Origin of the sequence: Flagellimonas eckloniae (assembly GCF_001413955.1) — a bacterium.
Classification (GTDB): domain Bacteria; phylum Bacteroidota; class Bacteroidia; order Flavobacteriales; family Flavobacteriaceae; genus Flagellimonas; species Flagellimonas eckloniae.
This window is the reverse complement of sequence record NZ_LCTZ01000002.1, coordinates 3,183,065-3,199,307: the sequence shown is the minus strand read 5'-3', so window position 1 is coordinate 3,199,307 and position 16,243 is coordinate 3,183,065. Positions and strand designations below refer to the sequence as shown.

Below are 16,243 nucleotides of genomic sequence, written 5' to 3'. Positions count from 1 at the left end.
AATTTACTTTTTAGCCGGATTAAAAATATGGTCCACCCACTGTTTTCCCCAATCATCCAACTCTTTTTCTGAATACAAAGTTGGGAAAAATATTATTTTTTGAAAACTAGGAGGTAAATAGTCTTTCCAATTGGTGCCTCCAGTGGCATCAACTTCCTTATTATCCTTAGCCAAATACCTGTATGCCGAACCCATGTGCATCAATGGCCAATTTACATTTGCGTTTATATCCAAGTCCTTTAATGACTTTATTAATTCTTTGTCCTCCTTTAATTTTTTGGGAAGTTGTAGGTATTTGTGGTAAATGGTACTTTGTTTTACTTGGTTTGCTATTCTAAGTAATCTTGGGGTATACCTAAACTCAAACTGTTTTAGCGTTAAGGTTTTTTCTCCTGTAGATAAATCTGTTGCTCCTTTTTTCCAATAGATATTTTCAAACAGTTCCTCGATGCTGTTTTCTGATGAAAAAGATTCCCTCCCTGTTTGATGAACCAAGTTTTCTAAAGGTGTTGCGTAAACCTCAATCATTCTATATTGAGCTGATTGAAATCCGCTGGATGGGAGCAAAGCCATACGATATCGTAAAAATTGCTCTCGCTCCATACCTTTTATCATAATACTAAAGGATGATATAAGTGCTTTGAAATAGCTGTTTATCCTTCTGACTTTTTCTATAAAAAATTGAAGGTCTTGGGATTTATCTTCAACTATTTGCTTTTGTTCGTGTAAAATCAGTTTAAAGTAAAGTTCCGTAATCTGATGGTACATGATGAAGATTTCCTCATCTGGAAAATGTGTGCGAGGCACTTGTATGCTCAGCAATGTATCTAAATGGATATAATCCCAATAGGTAAGGTACTTTTGGTATAGAAGCCCATCAAGGTATGAACTTAAGTCCTGCCCTGAATTTTTAAACTTTTCTTCAAGCTTATTGATTTGGGACTCAATTCGCTCATCATTCTTCATTCAAACTATCTCATTATTATTTTAAACTGGTTTCTGAGTCCGTTATAGGCTTCCAAATCTGCTTTTAATGATCCAACGGCCAAATCCGCTTTAATGCGTACAGGAATTTTATTTAAATCATTGGATACCCAAAGGGTAAGGCTTTCATTTTCTTTAAAAACACGGCCAGATTGAACCAAAGGCCTAAATTTAAGACATTCTACCTTTCCAAACTTGGTTCGTATAACTTCTTTTCCCAAAAATTTAAGTTTGAATTTGTAAATTCCATCATCATCAAACAGCATATCCATATCAATCGACTTCCCCACTTCAAACTCATCAAGTGAGTAACTATTTCTTAAATGATATGAGGCCGACAATAAATCTTGGATATCGTCATGTACGGGAATATTAAATTCCTTGCCATTCTTGTTATCCGTTAAAATTGCCTTGTCCTCATTATGGTAAAAATCTATTTCAATGTCCTTGGTATACCCTCCCTCGTTTATTTTTCGAATAAACCGGTATGGTTTCCCATCGTTTCTGCCAAAATAACTCTCATAGGTATCGTCTACCTTGAAAAAGATACTGGCAAAACCCGTTGTTTTTCCTCTACCAACCACATGGTACACAGGGATACTATCAATAGAATCTTTGCTAAGATTTAAAGTCGCATAGCTAGCATTGAGAAATCCGTAATGTATCCTAAATTTTAGCCATTCGCCTGCTTTAAAAGCTGGATGGGTTTTTTGTGCAATGCCCGGCAATGCAATGAAGAAAAAAACAATGATACAAAACTTTTTCATGGCTTCTTGTATTGACATAAAAGTACTAAAATCACTTTATGTGTCTATTAGTTAACAATTACATAAACAAAAGTTATTCCAAAATATTATATAAAAAAAAGCCCAGTCTTGTAACTGGGCTTTTCCTAAATAACCAACCAAACTTTAAATTATGAAAAACCAATACTTAAAGTTATAAGGGAACCACCCCTTATGTTTTGTAAAGATACATCAAGGTTTTGTAGGAAAATAAGTTTTTAACGGACTTTAACTATCCTTTTCTACTATTTACACTAATTTGGGAAATAGTTAAGAAAACCCGTAAAAAAATGAGGGTTTTTGTCTAATTGAAAGTGAACAAAGCCCGTTTTTTAATTGGGTTTTTTAAGCAGCACTAAATTCTTGTATGCTATTGCAACCAACAACCATTCTGTTCTTCCTTAAAACCAATACCCTATGCTGAAGAAAAAATTGCTATTGTCAATTTCAGGTGTCCAGGAATAATAGATTTGAATTGGGCCTAAAAAAGACTCAAAACCATAGCCTAAACCATAACCGGAAAAGCTTGGTTCAGCAAACCATTCGCCCGTACGGAACAAGTCATCAGCTACATTGGCAAAATTTGCAGAAAATAAAAAGTGGTTTTTTGGTGCAAACTCATAGTCCAGTTTACCATATGCTTTTACAAAACTGTTCCCTGGAAGACTTAAAAAATCGTATCCAAAAAATGGGATAAAATTATTTACAAAGTCATTCCCAAACCCTCCAAGCACAAAATCGAATGAAGTTATACCAGAGGTTCCCAATTTAAAACCTCCCTCACCTTCCAACTGAAGGCTTAGGTTGTGAAATAATGGAAGTACGGTCCCCAACCTAGCTTTTCCTATTGAAAATTCCTTGAAGTTTTCGTTAAAATCCGATGAGAATAAATAAAGGTGAAAATCACTATCAAAAAATATCCCTTTTGTAGGAAAATATTTGTCATCATAGGTGTCCAATGTAATTTTTCCATACGTACTGAAGTAACTGGAATTCTCAAAGAAAGTACGTTCGGAAGCTGTTGGCACAAAAGCGGTTTCACTTTCCTCAATCAATTCATTAAGGGTTCTTGTGCTATATCGTAAAAGTTTGTGCTCGGCTCCAAGAGTTATGGCAAATTCTTCTCGCCATACAGTTTGCAAATATACCTGGTTGGTAAGGTCCGTAACATCTAAGTTTATCTCTCGTATATTTGGGTCATTGGGCGCGTTGAAGTTTGTGCGAATCAATTCAAAGTCTATTTCCTCATCAAAATCTGTAAACTTGGAATTAATGCCAAAACTCCAATATAATCCTTTGTCCAAATAATATTGCATATTATATCGAATATGGTCTCCAAGAATAAAATCAAAGGATGCCACATCATCTTTTAGCAAAAAATTCTTTTTGGTAAAATTGATCAAGGCAGCACTTTTATATAAATCATCATAATGGGCAGACATCTTTAAAAACATTTTTGTGGGGTCCTCTTTCAATTTCAATATTAGATCCGTACCCAATCCATTTGAGGTAAGTTCATACCTAATCGTTTTAAAGTTTCCAGTTGCTGACAAGTTGTTGATGCCCTGTTTTAATTTATTAAATGAAATTTTTTCAGCCAGGTTAAACCTCAACTTTCCCTTTATATAGCCTCTGGTATACCTGTCATTACCCTTAATGATTAATCTATTTATGGTTAAACTATCTGCTATTGAAACCGCATCTTTACCTATTGGCGAAGCATTTTGGTTTTTGGCAATTTCCTGTAGTTCTATTATTTTTTTGTATGCTGCTTTCTCACCGCTTTCAACAATCTCACTTCCTTTATCAAAATCAATTACAGAAAAATCATCAATATCAGGCCTTATATAGATTTCGGTTTTTTCTACTTTCTCCTTCATATCGCTTACCGTTCTATAATTGTTGATTTGAAGAAGAATCTCCGTAGCGGATGATAAGGATTCACGAGTTGCCAACCCATGTTGTACATCTACACCAATAATTAGATTTGCACCAATTTTTTTTAGTTCGTCAATTGGGTAGTTGTTGACCACACCTCCATCTATTAAGATTTCACCCTCAATTTCTGTAGGTTCAAATAATGAAGGAAATGTGCCACTTGCCATTATTGCTTCCGGAAGGTATCCGTTATCCAAAAGCACTTGTTCTCCTGTTTCTACATTTGTGGCAATGCATAAAAAGGGAATGGGCAGTCTTTTAAAATCTTGAATGTCCTTTACATGAAAAAGAAGTCTCACCAGTTCATTGTAGATATTCTGTCCTCCTGAAATTGCCTGTGGAAATGTGACATTAAAATTTGTAAAGGGAAGACCTAGGGCATAACGCTCTGAATCTTCTTTCTCATAAAAGGTTTTGGCTCCCCGGGGTACATTATCTTGAATTAAACTTGAAAAATCGGTTACCCTAAAAATGGAATCCAATTCTTGAGCAGAATATCCCGAGGCATAAAGCGCACCAACTATTGCTCCCATGCTAGTCCCCCCAATATAGTCTATTTTCACCCCAGCTTCTTCAATAACCTTAAGCGCACCAATATGGGCCAAGCCCTTAGCTCCACCTCCACTTAAAACGAGGCCTATTTTTCGTGATTCTTTTTGATCTGTAGTTTGGGATATGCCCAAAACACCAAAAAAAACGAAAATCAGTAAGGCTAAAATGTTCTTCATTTGTTTTTGTTAATGAAAGGATTTATAGACTTTTTTTGCCTTTGCCATACCTATAGATTTAGCTAAACTCTCAATGGTTGCTTCTTTAATACGTTTAACCGACTTATAGTTTTTCAACAACTGTTCTGCTGTCTTTTCACCAATTCCCTCGATGCTTTCCAATTCAGAATTTATAGCTCCCTTACTTCTTTTGTTTCTATGATGGGTGATGCCAAATCTATGGGCTTCATTTCTAAGCTGCTGAATTATTTTTAAAGTTTCCGATTTTTTATCCAGATACAATGGAATTGGATCTTCGGGAAAATAAATCTCTTCTAATCTTTTGGCAATTCCAATTATGGCAATCTTTCCGCGCAACCCTAAAATATCCAAACTTTTTAGAGAGGCCGACAATTGACCCTTGCCACCATCAATAACAATTAGCTGTGGCAATGGCTCATCTTCATTGAGTAGTCGTTTGTACCTTCTAAAAACCACTTCCTCCATACTTGCAAAATCATCAGGGCCTTCTACGGTCTTTATATTGAAATGCCGATAATCCTTTTTATAGGGCTTTCCATTTCTAAATACTACACAAGCAGCTACTGGATTACTGCCCTGTATGTTGGAATTATCAAAACATTCAATATGAGTTGGTTCTTCCGAAAGTCGCAAATCCGCCTTCATTTGAGCCATAATTCGTTTGGTGTGTCTATCAGGATCGGTAATCTTTATTTGTTTGAACCTATCTTGTCTAAAAAAACGGGCATTGCGTTCTGAAAGTTCCAAAATTCTTCTTTTGTCTCCCAATTTTGGCAAAGTGACTTTAAGGTTTTCTTCAACGGATACTGGAAATGGTAAATAAATTTCTTTGGACTCTGACTTAAATCGCTGTCTAATCTCGGTAATGGCCAACTGCAACAATTCTTCATCCGTTTCTTCAAGTTTCTTTTTAATTTCCAAGGTATGTGATCTGGTAATTGAACCGTGTGAAAGCTGTAAAAAATTTACATATCCATGGGATTCATCAGAAATAATGGTAAACACATCTACATTGTTGATTTTTGGATTGACCACTGTGGATTTAACCTGATAGTTTTCCAATATTTCTATCTTGTCTTTTATCCTTTGTGCTTTTTCAAACTCCATGTTACTCGCCAACTCTTTCATCTGCGATTTGAAGAATTGTAATGAACTTTTAAAGTTTCCCTTTATAATCTCTCTAATATCTTCTATTTGTTTATGATATTCCTCTTCTTTTTGTAATCCTTCGCATGGTCCCAAACAATTCCCCAAATGATACTCCAAACACACTTTGTACTTTCCAGATGAAATCTTTTCTTCCGAAAGGTCATAATTACATGTTCGTAAGGGGTATAGACTTTTAACCAGATCTAGCAAAGTTCTCACAGTCTTCATACTGGTATATGGGCCATAATATTCAGAACCATCCTTGATTAATTTGCGTGTAGGAAAAATTCTTGGAAAACGTTCTTTTTTAATGCAAATCCAAGGATAGGATTTATCATCTTTTAAAAGAACATTATATCTGGGCAGAAGTTTTTTTATGAGATTATTTTCCAAAAGCAGCGCATCCGACTCTGTGGCTACCACAATATGTTTAACGGAATGTATTTTTTTAACCAATACCCTGGTTTTGCCATACTCCTGCTTTTTGTTGAAATATGAAGCCACCCTTTTTCTAAGATTTTTTGCCTTCCCAACGTATAGAATTTTATCCTCCGCATCAAAGAACTGATATACACCCGGGTCGTTGGGTAAAACGCTTATCTGAACATTGATGGATGATGTAGTGGACATATTACTTCCGAAAAATTGACGCTAGAACAAAAATAAGTTTTAATACCTGTGTTTTTAATTAAAATTGACCAACAAAGCACCTTAGCTAATTTAAAAGAAGGGTTCAGCACAGTGGAATCACTTCTTTTTGCAGTTTTCAAATTATTAATTTTGACTCTTTTTTTTGATTTTTTCCAAAAAAGGGAAGTTTAAATTTGAGAAAATGAAAGTTCCATATGTGGATTTTGACAAAAAGAAAGATACTTAACCTACTCTATTAAACTTTTTCTTACAAATCCACTTTTTTACTCAAAAACACTATATTGTTCATTTTCAGATATTTATGAAAAATGAATTGTTATTTTCATCATAAGTTATTAGCAAATTTGTTAAACTGTTGCTAAAAATGATGCGTTTCATCGATAAAAGGTGCATTTCATGGTGAATTTTTCAATTCTTTTACCTACATTTAACCATATCAAAAACAAATCGATGGAAAATTATGTTATCGTTTTGGGAATGTACTTGATTTTGATGCTTTTCTTCAAAATCTTTTTTTCTGTTTCAACCAGAGAATAAAAAAATAAGTTTCCCCAAGACAACCACCTCAAAAACTTTCAACACTAGATGTTGAAGCATGAACTAAGAAAAAAATATAAAAATTTGAGAGACGAGTTTAACTCTTCGGAAATCTCAAATTACAGTATACTTTTATCAAATCATGTCCTCCAAATCCCTATATGGGATTTTTTTTATTTCCACCTTTTTCTAAGTATTGAAGAAAACAAAGAAGTTGATACCCTTCCAATTATGACGCTTCTTCAAGGGAAAGATAAAAATGTTGTTATCCCTAAGATTACTGGTGAAAATTCAATGAAAAACTATCTATTGACCGATAACACAACTTTCAAGAAAAATAAGTGGCAAATTCCAGAACCCGTGGATGGCATTAAGATTCCAGAGAACCAAGTAGATGTTGTTTTTGTTCCATTGCTAGCTTTTGATGGAAAAGGGAATCGTGTTGGCTATGGAAAAGGCTATTACGATACGTTCTTGCTGAAATGTAGACCCGAAACCATTAAAATTGGACTTTCCCTCTTCGAAGCTGAGGAAAGCATCAGTGACATTCACAAAAACGATGTAAAATTGGATTACTGTATTACCCCAAAAAGGGTTTATAAATTTTAATCTTCTGTTGGCTTGTCCTGTTTTGGAAAGGCTTTTTTGTTGAATACAATCAATATTCCCACACCAGTGCTGATTGCCGTATCCGCAATATTAAAAACCGGTTCAAAAAAACGAAAACGACTCCCACCAACAGAAGGCACCCATTCTGGCCATGTGGCATCTATCAATGGAAAGTAAAGCATATCAACTACTTTTCCATAAAACAGTTTTCCGTAAGGTTCGTCAGAAAACAGTGTTGCAACTTGGCTATTGCTGTGATCAAAAATCATCCCGTAAAAAACAGAATCGATGATGTTTCCCATTGCTCCTGCAAATATGAGGGAAACTGCCAAAATCAAAGTTTTGGGGGATTGTTTCTTTATGATATCCCATAACCAATACCCGATTCCAAAAATGGCGAAAAGTCTAAAAATAGTTAGAACCAACTTTCCAACAGATTCCGATATGGGAAGCAAATCACTAAGTTTGGTACCCCATGCTGCTCCTTCATTTTCTATAAACAATATCTTAAACCAACTAAAAACTTCAAAAGGTTCCCCAAGGAAAAAATGGGTTTTTACGTAAACTTTACTTATTTGATCTATAAGCAAGACCAATACAATGATTATGAGGGACTTCTTTAAATTCATGTCTTTAAAACAGATTGCGCAAAAGTATGGATATTATTTCGTTTTCCTTAGATTGATATTTCCTTCAATCGTCTTCAAACTATATTGGTTTTGTCCTTGTGGGATATACTCTTTTACAACTTTACCATAAGTGCTTTCTGCCATTATATTCCCATTATCAGTTACAAGCAAAATATTACCTTTTTGAGTGGTTACCTCAACCCTATCGCCTACATTATCAATGGAGCAATTTCCATCCAATAGTTTCACCTTTAAATTTTCATAGTTCCCCTTCATTATTATATTGCTATTTGTGCCATAAACAAAAACGCGCTTGTCATTTGGAACTGTTACATTCAGTTTAATGGAAATTATCTTATGGGCGCTCAACTTATCATTTGGGTTGTTAAAGTTTGGCTGAAATCCTGCACTTATCAAAACCGTAGTTTTATTTTCTTCTATTGTAATTACCAAATCCTTGGAATATTCGCCTTCAATCTCAGCCTCAATATGTATTTCATTCGTATTGACTGTATTAAGATTAACTTGGTAACAGTATTGGGAATTTATTTGAATAGACGATATACTATTGTTTACAAAAGCCTTCTTCACCAATTTTTGGCCTTGAAGATTCAGCAAGCAGAAAAAGCTTAAAACAAAAAGTGTCCCTTTCATAAACAAAAAAACGCCTTGCGGCGTTCTTATTATTTCTGCATGTTTTTTGCCTCTATGCTTAAGGTAGCATGCGGAACTAATTTTAATCGTTCCTTATTGATTAACTTTCCTGTTACGCGGCAAATACCATAGGTTTTGTTCTCTATTCTAAGCAATGCATTCTTTAAATCCCTTATGAATTTTTCTTGGCGAATTGCCAACTGTGTATTGGCCTCCTTACTCATGGTAGCGGAACCCTCCTCAAAAGCTTTAAATGTTGGTGAGGTATCATCTGTACCATTATTGCCATCATTCATGTATGCACTTTTAAGTAGCTCTAAATGTTGGTTGGCCTTATCTATTTTTTCTTCAATTAACTTTCTAAACTCTCCTAGATCTTTATCCGAGTATCTTACTTTTAAATCTTGTGCCATGTTCTAATGTTTTTGGATAAACAATTTTGTATTTACTTCATCAAAGGCAATAGCTATACCTTTATCTAATTTTTCCTCAAAATTCAGTTCAGCGGTCAAGGTTTCTGTTTTAATATAATCTTCATTACTGGAAACCGCACTTTCCACAAAACCGTCTTTCAATATTTTTATATCTATTCTATCAGTAACTTCAAACCCAGATTCCTTTCTAAGGTTTTGAATTCTATTTACAAGTTCTCTTGCAATGCCCTCTTTTCTTAGGTTTTCGTCTATGGTTACATCCAAAGCTACTGTTAACGCGCCAGAACTTGCTACCAACCAACCTTCAATATCTTGTGAGCTGATGTCCACATCAGTTAACTGTAAAATAATACTTTTATTTTCCAAAGCAAGCATTAATTCGCCTTCTCGCTCAATTTTTTGGATATCCTCTTGACCCAACTGATTTACAGCAGCAGCAATAGCCTTCATGTCCTTCCCAAATCTTGGCCCCAAAACCTTAAAATTAGGTTTGATTTGTTTCACCAAAATTCCTGAAGCATCGTCAAGCAACTCTATTTCTTTTACGTTTACTTCTGATTTTATTAAATCTGAAACCGCTCCAATATCTGCTTTCTGTTCATCATCCAAAATAGGAATCATTATTTTTTGCAATGGCTGACGCACCTTGATCTTTTCTTTTTGGCGAATGGACAAGACCAAAGAGGAAATTTTTTGCGCCAACTGCATTTTGCGTTCCAATTTCTTGTTGATTATTCCTTGATTAGAAACTGGAAAATCTGCTAAATGAACACTTTCAAAACCCTCTTTTTTTGTTGTAGCATCTAAATCCTTGTACAACCGATCCATAAAAAAGGGGGCAATAGGAGCCGATAATTTTGCTACGGTGGACAAGCAAGTGTATAATGTTTGATATGCGGAGATTTTATCCTGTTGGTAATCTCCCTTCCAGAAACGTCTTCTACATAGTCTCACATACCAGTTGCTCAAGTTTTCTTGCACAAAGTCAGAAATCATTCGAGCCGCTTTTGTCGCCTCATAATCATCGTAGGTTTCATCTACTTTTTGAATCAGTGAATGCAGTTCCGATAAAATCCATTGATCTATTTCTGGCCTATCTTTTAATGCAATGTCTGCCTCTGAATAATCAAACTCATCAATGTTGGCATATAATGCCATGAAGGAATAGGTATTATAAAGTGTGCCGAAAAATTTCCGTTTCACTTCAACAATTCCATCCATATCAAATTTCAAATTGTCCCATGGATTTGCATTGGAAATCATATACCAACGCGTGGCATCCGCTCCGTGTTCCGGAAGCACTTTAAACGGATCAACGGCATTCCCCAAACGCTTGGACATCTTCTTTCCTTCCTTGTCCAACACCAATCCGTTCGATACTACATTCTTATAGGAAACGGTATCGAAAACCATAGTGGCAATGGCATGCAAGGTATAGAACCACCCTCTTGTCTGGTCTACTCCTTCTGCAATAAAGTTTGCTGGGAATGCAACACCACCATCAATTAGCTCTTTATTTTCAAACGGGTAATGCCATTGTGCATAAGGCATGGAGCCACTATCAAACCAAACATCAATTAAATCAGATTCCCTTTTCATGGGTTTTCTCGATGGGGATACCAAAGTAATCTGATCTACAATATTTTTATGTAAATCGATTTTATCATAGTTGGATTCACTATTGTCTCCTACAATAAAATCTTCGAAAAGGTCTTTTTCAAGGACTCCTGCTTCAACAGCTTTTTCCATTTCGGACTTCAATTCCGCTACAGATCCAATCATCATTTCTTCCTTCCCATCCTCAGTGCGCCAAATAGGGAGTGGAATTCCCCAATAACGGGAACGGGAAAGGTTCCAATCGTTGGCATTGGCCAACCAGTTTCCAAATCGACCCTCACCAGTGGCTTTTGGCTTCCAGTTGATGCTTTGGTTCAACTCGAACATACGGTCTTTAACATCCGTAACCTTGATAAACCAAGAATCCAATGGATAGTATAAAATCGGCTTGTCCGTACGCCAGCAGTTTGGGTAACTGTGCACATACTTCTCTACCTTAAATGCCTTGTTCTCTTCTTTTAGTTTGATGGCAATTTCAACGTCAACAGACTTCTCTGGAATCGCATCATCTGCATAGTATTCGTTCTTCACGTACTTGCCCGCAAATTCTCCAAGTTCTGGTCTAAACCTTCCCTGTAAATCGACTAACGGAACTGGATTGTTGTTTTCATCCAACACCAACATTGGTGGAACTGCAGGTTTTGCTTGTTTTGCCACCAAGGCATCATCAGCACCAAAAGTGGGCGCGGTATGTACTATTCCAGTTCCATCTTCTGTGGTAACAAAATCTCCTGCTATAACCCTGTAAGCATTTTCTGGATTTTGATACGGTTGGGTATATGGAAGCAATTGTTCATATTGAATTCCCAGCAAATCTTCGCCTTTGCATTCCGCAGCAATCAAGAATGGTATTTTCTTATTTTCTTTAGAAAAACTGGAAAGCACCGAAACATCATCAGTTTCTTCAAACTTTCCTCCAAATTGTTTCCCTACTAAATTTTTGGCAAGAATTACATGTGTCGGTTGAAACGTGTATTGATTATAAGTAGCTACTACTACATAATCAATTTTTGATCCAACGGTTAACGCTGTATTACTGGGGAGTGTCCAAGGAGTAGTTGTCCAAGCCAAAAAGTGCAAATGGTCAAACTTTTTTAAGAACTCAGGCAATGTGCTTTCAACAGCCTTAAATTGAGCTGTAACAGTTGTGTCCGTAACATCCTGATACGTTCCAGGTTGATTCAACTCGTGGGAACTTAATCCCGTACCCGCCTTTGGCGAATACGGTTGAATGGTATATCCTTTATAGATAAGGCCTTTATCATAAATCTGTTTTAGCAACCACCAAACAGATTCCATATATTTAGGTTTATAGGTAATGTATGGGTCATCCATATCTACCCAATAGCCTATTTTCTCGGTCATTTCATTCCAGACATCTGTATAGCGCATGACCGCTTTTTTACAGGCTGCGTTATATTCTTCTACTGAAATCTTTTTGCCAATATCTTCCTTGGTAATACCAAGCTCTTTCTCTACACCAATTTCAATAGGTAATCCATGGGTGTCCCATCCAGCTTTTCGTTTTACCTGATATCCCTTCATGGTTTTATACCTCGGAAAGATATCCTTGATGGTACGCGCCATTACATGGTGAATTCCAGGCATTCCGTTTGCAGAAGGTGGCCCTTCGTAAAACACGTAGCTTTCTTTCCCCGCTCTGGTGGAAATACTTTTTTCAAAAATTTGATTGTCCTTCCAAAAGTTCAAAACTTCTTCCGATACTTTGGGTAAATTCAATCCTTTATATTCCGCAAACTTCATATTTTCTCCTACTTCTTCTAGAATTCCAAGTTTGCAAAATTAAAAATTTAGATGGAATTATTGCCTTACAAATCATGTATTTGAATTTCCTTAACCTGCTTAACCTAAATATGATACCCCATGAATCCCCATTTCCTCCAAAATCCATATCTTAACGGAATTAACACTAAACCATATTATATGAAAAAAGTAGTAATTACAGTAATTGCATTGTCTTTGTCGATATCTACAATGATGTCATGCAAAGAAGCCGCTGACAAGGCCAAAGCAGCAACCGAAGAAGCGGCAGATTCCCTTGAAGAAGCTGGTGATGACCTAAAAGAGGCAGCAGAGGATGCCAAAGAGGCTATGGAAGAAGCCGGTGAGGAAATGAAAGAGGCCGGAAGCCAGGCATTGGACAGTATTAAAAAGGCTGGTGAAGAGACCATGGACAAAGCCAAAGAAATGGGTGAAAATGCAAAAGATGCTGCTAATGAAACCGCTGACGACCTTAAAAAGGTTGCAGAGGATGCCAAGGATAAATTAGATCATTAATTTCTTTTACCTTAAAACAAAAGGGCTTGGAAATTTCCAAGCCCTTTTGTTTTTAAAAACTATATCCCAAGCCCAATATGAGATTGATTCCAGGAGCAATAATTCCAGAGGAATAGGTCCTGTACCTTTGATCAGTAAAATTTTCTAAACTTAATGTTGTTTTTAAAGCGTTGGATATTTGATATTGAGACCTAAAGTTAAGGGTGTGCCAGGAAGGGGAAAATGGATTGCCATTGGTATCTGTGGCATAAATATAATCTTTGCTCTGTTCTGACAATGCCAAATCATCATTACTGATTTCCCCATTATAGTTCAAAAACAAATCTGCCTTTAGTTTCTGATCTTGCCAAACCAAATGAACATCACCAAAGGTGGGTGCAACATGCCTTGCAGCAGAATCAACACCACTATCATCTTCTTCTATTCCTTCGGTAAGGGTTAAATTTGAAGAAAGGGACCAATTCTCATTAAAAAAGGCTTCCAAACCAAACTCAAAACCATATACATATGCTTTTGCAGCATTTTGAATTGCTTGAACATTACTTAATTCGCCTTTGTATAAAATTTCAGTTTCTCCATTAAACTCAAAATCCCGTCTCACCAATGCATCTACCAAATAGCTATAAAAAGTTGCTCCTTTTAAAACCAGCTTGTTTTTAATATTCTTTCTAAAACCCAATTCTCCGTTGTATGCATATTCAGGTTCCAAATTGGGGTTTGGAACTACAACGGACCCGGGTTCTGAATCAAATATTTTTCCTATATCATCTATATTAGGCGCCCTAAAACCTGTGGAACCATTCAATGTAATTTGAAAATCTGCTTTTGGAAACCAACTAAAACCAACACTTCCAGTAAACGCTCCGGTTATAATATCGGCTTCATCAAAAGGAAATGGGTAATAGGTGGTGTCAAATTGGGCATCAACCCAAACTTGACTATAACGAACCCCAGATAACAATGTAAAATTTGGTTTTAATTTATACTCCCCATTAATATACGCCGCCATTGTTTGCCAAGTGGATCCATCTGGGTAACGCGATGCAGCTCCTGAAATCACATTGGTTTCAATATTTTCTAGACTTCCTTCTGAATTTACTTTGTTGAAAATATACTCAGCCCCATAATATAAGCGTAAATCTCCTATTTTTTTGTTTTCAAAATCAAGATTAATGGATAGGGCATCCACTTTTTCTTGGGTTGTGTATCGTTCTGGTTCTTGAAAATCCCTATTGTTCCTACTTTCTTGAAAATGTTGATATGCGGTAGTTAATTTTACCCCGTCATAAAACTTGCTCTTTCCTTTTTTGGTGATTTGAAAATTTCCCATGAACCATTTTTGTGGTCCATAGAACCACTCTGCCGAACGTAACCCATCTCCTTCGTCATTGGGCCTAATCAATCTGTCATATCGTGAATAATCCGACGTTTCTGAGTAATAAAGGCCTAAATCATAGTTCCAAGTGTTATTTGGTTTATACGTGAATTTTTGTAAAAAGTTGATTTGGTCATAACCTGTTGTTACCTGCTTTCTTGGATCGGAATTGGTTACTAGCACATCCCTATTATCTTCCCTAATAACATAGTTATTCCTCAAATACGAGTCTCTTCCATTTTTACCCATGGCCAAATCATTGAAGTTATTGTATGTGAAACTGGTATGTGAAGCCCATTTCTGCTGTCCGAAATTAAAATCTACATGGGAGGTGCTTTCATTGTTTGCAGAGGAAAATCTATAGTTCACATTTCCAGAAAATGTAAGACTATCGGTAAAAGAGAAACGAGGTTTGTGGGTAAAAAAGTTCATTACCCCACCAATGGCATCACTTCCATAAATTACGGATCCGGGACCAAAAATAACCTCAGTGTTTTTGATAGTGAAAGGATCAATGGAAATCACGTTTTGAATATTTCCTCCCCTAAAAATGGCATTGTTCATGCGGACCCCATCAACGGAAAGTAACAATCTGTTCGTGGCAAAACCCCTAATCATGGGGCTACCACCTCCCAACTGGCTTTTTTGCACAAACACTTTCCCACTGGTCTGCAACAAATCTGCAGCAGTTTGTGGAGCTGTAAATGATATGGAACGGGCATTAATTGACTCTATTTTTTGGGGAATGTCCTTCTTTTGCTGTTCCCACTTGGAAACCGACATCACCACCTCCATTAGTTCTTCTGGTTTTAAAGTTAGGTAAACTCGGTTACCCTTTTTGGTTAATCTTGCCTTTGTTGTAGTGAAGACTTCGTAGCTAATGTGTTTAAAAATAATCTTCTCGTTCCTCGAAAAAACAGCTAGATCACTTTTACCGTTAAAGTCGGATACCGCCGTTTTGGATTTATCTTTATTGTATAGGGCTACGTTGGCCACAGGGTTGCCTGTATCAGCATCCAGAACCGTAATTTCTTGAGCAAAAACAGTTAAGGAGAACAGTAAGAAAAAGAGGATGAGACCTGTGTTGCGCATACTACTCAAATACTGCATTTAAGACCGCTAAGGACTTGGGCTTTCTAAATCCGTGCAAATGTAATTCAAAATAAAGAATGACCATTTTTAAAAGTTCTTGTCGGTGAGGCTTGTTGATTTGTATTGTTTTAAGTGCATCAAAATTTATGCCCAAAAAGTGTTTGAAATTTTTTAAATGCTCCCCTTCTATTTGTAGGTTCAACGTGGGCGTCATACTAAAACTACCTTCCAATAAATCAAAATACGGCGCATTTTGAAACGATGTGTCAGGATAAAATCCCAAATATTTGGTAAGGTTAATTAAAAAAAGTAGATGAAAATTTGAAATTGAACTGTCCTCGTCCAACCAAAACAACGCATATTCCAAATAGTTGAACAAGCTCATATCCTGTTCTTGTTCTTGAATACTGTTTGACAACATTTCGGCCAAAAAAAGTACCATACTATTTTTTATAATGTCTGTGTGAAGGGATTTATATGGACTTGCAACCTTAACCTCTTTTATACTTTCCAATGTTCCCTTGTTTCTATGGTTGGCAACAATTTCCAACTGCATCAATGGAAGAAAATAGGCTGCTTTAACCTTACCTCTTTTCGATGTCAACACTCCTTTCAACAAGTATGATTTTAATCCATCAGAAGCTGTATATGCCTTAACAATGAGACTTGTATCGCCATATTTTAAAGAAGAGAGCACAATAGCTTTTGTGGTAACTTGCATAGGTACGGCGTTCTACAGCAA

The 16,243-nt window shown here is 36.2% G+C and carries 12 protein-coding genes; 2 read left to right on the top strand and 10 right to left on the bottom strand.

What is annotated here, in order from left to right; all coding sequences use genetic code 11:
• Positions 1-3 precede the first annotated feature (3 nt).
• The 4 genes from AAY42_RS13700 to uvrC all read right to left on the bottom strand — a co-directional run bounded on the left by AAY42_RS13700 (position 4) and on the right by uvrC (position 6,235).
• The gene (locus tag AAY42_RS13700) at positions 4-966 is read right to left on the bottom strand and encodes a tryptophan 2,3-dioxygenase family protein (protein WP_055396181.1); all 963 of its coding nucleotides are present in this window, start codon (positions 964-966) and stop codon (positions 4-6) included.
• Between the two features lie 5 nt (positions 967-971).
• Complete coding sequence (locus AAY42_RS13695) at positions 972-1,751, bottom strand: DUF3108 domain-containing protein (RefSeq protein ID WP_055397937.1); 780 nt, start codon at positions 1,749-1,751, stop codon at positions 972-974.
• A 419-nt stretch (positions 1,752-2,170) separates the two neighbouring features.
• Positions 2,171-4,435, bottom strand: a complete 2,265-nt coding sequence (locus AAY42_RS13690; protein WP_055396179.1) for a patatin-like phospholipase family protein — start codon at positions 4,433-4,435, stop codon at positions 2,171-2,173.
• Positions 4,436-4,444: 9 nt separating this feature from the next.
• Positions 4,445-6,235 (bottom strand): excinuclease ABC subunit UvrC, encoded by a 1,791-nt coding sequence (uvrC, locus tag AAY42_RS13685; RefSeq protein WP_055396177.1) that lies wholly within the window; start codon positions 6,233-6,235, stop codon positions 4,445-4,447.
• 606 nt (positions 6,236-6,841) lie between these two features.
• Between uvrC and AAY42_RS13680 the strand changes: the two genes are divergently transcribed.
• Positions 6,842-7,402 carry a 5-formyltetrahydrofolate cyclo-ligase gene (locus AAY42_RS13680; RefSeq protein ID WP_055396174.1) on the top strand — a complete coding sequence of 187 codons (561 nt, stop codon included), beginning with the start codon at positions 6,842-6,844 and terminating at the stop codon, positions 7,400-7,402.
• On the opposite strand, the gene AAY42_RS13675 is transcribed toward AAY42_RS13680, so the two are convergent.
• The 4 genes from AAY42_RS13675 to ileS are packed head-to-tail and all read right to left on the bottom strand — an operon-like array spanning position 7,399 to position 12,500.
• Positions 7,399-8,031, bottom strand: coding sequence for a lipoprotein signal peptidase (locus tag AAY42_RS13675; protein WP_055396172.1), 633 nt, complete (start codon positions 8,029-8,031; stop codon positions 7,399-7,401). The two genes, AAY42_RS13680 and AAY42_RS13675, sit on opposite strands and share 4 nt — an antisense overlap.
• Positions 8,032-8,064: 33 nt before the next feature.
• Complete coding sequence (locus AAY42_RS13670) at positions 8,065-8,685, bottom strand: DUF4097 family beta strand repeat-containing protein (RefSeq protein ID WP_055396170.1); 621 nt, start codon at positions 8,683-8,685, stop codon at positions 8,065-8,067.
• A 29-nt stretch (positions 8,686-8,714) separates the two neighbouring features.
• Complete coding sequence (locus AAY42_RS13665) at positions 8,715-9,098, bottom strand: TraR/DksA family transcriptional regulator (protein WP_055396168.1); 384 nt, start codon at positions 9,096-9,098, stop codon at positions 8,715-8,717.
• A gap of 3 nt (positions 9,099-9,101) precedes the next feature.
• A complete protein-coding gene (ileS, locus tag AAY42_RS13660) occupies positions 9,102-12,500 on the bottom strand; it encodes an isoleucine--tRNA ligase (RefSeq protein ID WP_055396166.1) in 3,399 nt (1,132 codons plus the stop codon).
• A 180-nt stretch (positions 12,501-12,680) separates the two neighbouring features.
• On the opposite strand from ileS, the gene AAY42_RS13655 reads away from it, so the two are divergent.
• Entirely contained in the window at positions 12,681-13,034 is a 354-nt protein-coding gene (locus AAY42_RS13655) for a hypothetical protein (protein ID WP_139063737.1), read from the top strand.
• 52 nt (positions 13,035-13,086) lie between these two features.
• Here the strand turns inward: AAY42_RS13655 and AAY42_RS13650 are convergent, their stop codons facing one another.
• Both AAY42_RS13650 and recO read right to left on the bottom strand, forming a co-directional pair.
• The gene (locus AAY42_RS13650; RefSeq protein WP_055396162.1) at positions 13,087-15,519 is read right to left on the bottom strand and encodes a TonB-dependent receptor; all 2,433 of its coding nucleotides are present in this window, start codon (positions 15,517-15,519) and stop codon (positions 13,087-13,089) included.
• Positions 15,503-16,222 (bottom strand): DNA repair protein RecO, encoded by a 720-nt coding sequence (gene recO / locus AAY42_RS13645; RefSeq protein WP_055396159.1) that lies wholly within the window; start codon positions 16,220-16,222, stop codon positions 15,503-15,505. The genes AAY42_RS13650 and recO overlap by 17 nt, the downstream gene beginning before the upstream one ends.
• Positions 16,223-16,243: the final 21 nt, after the last annotated feature.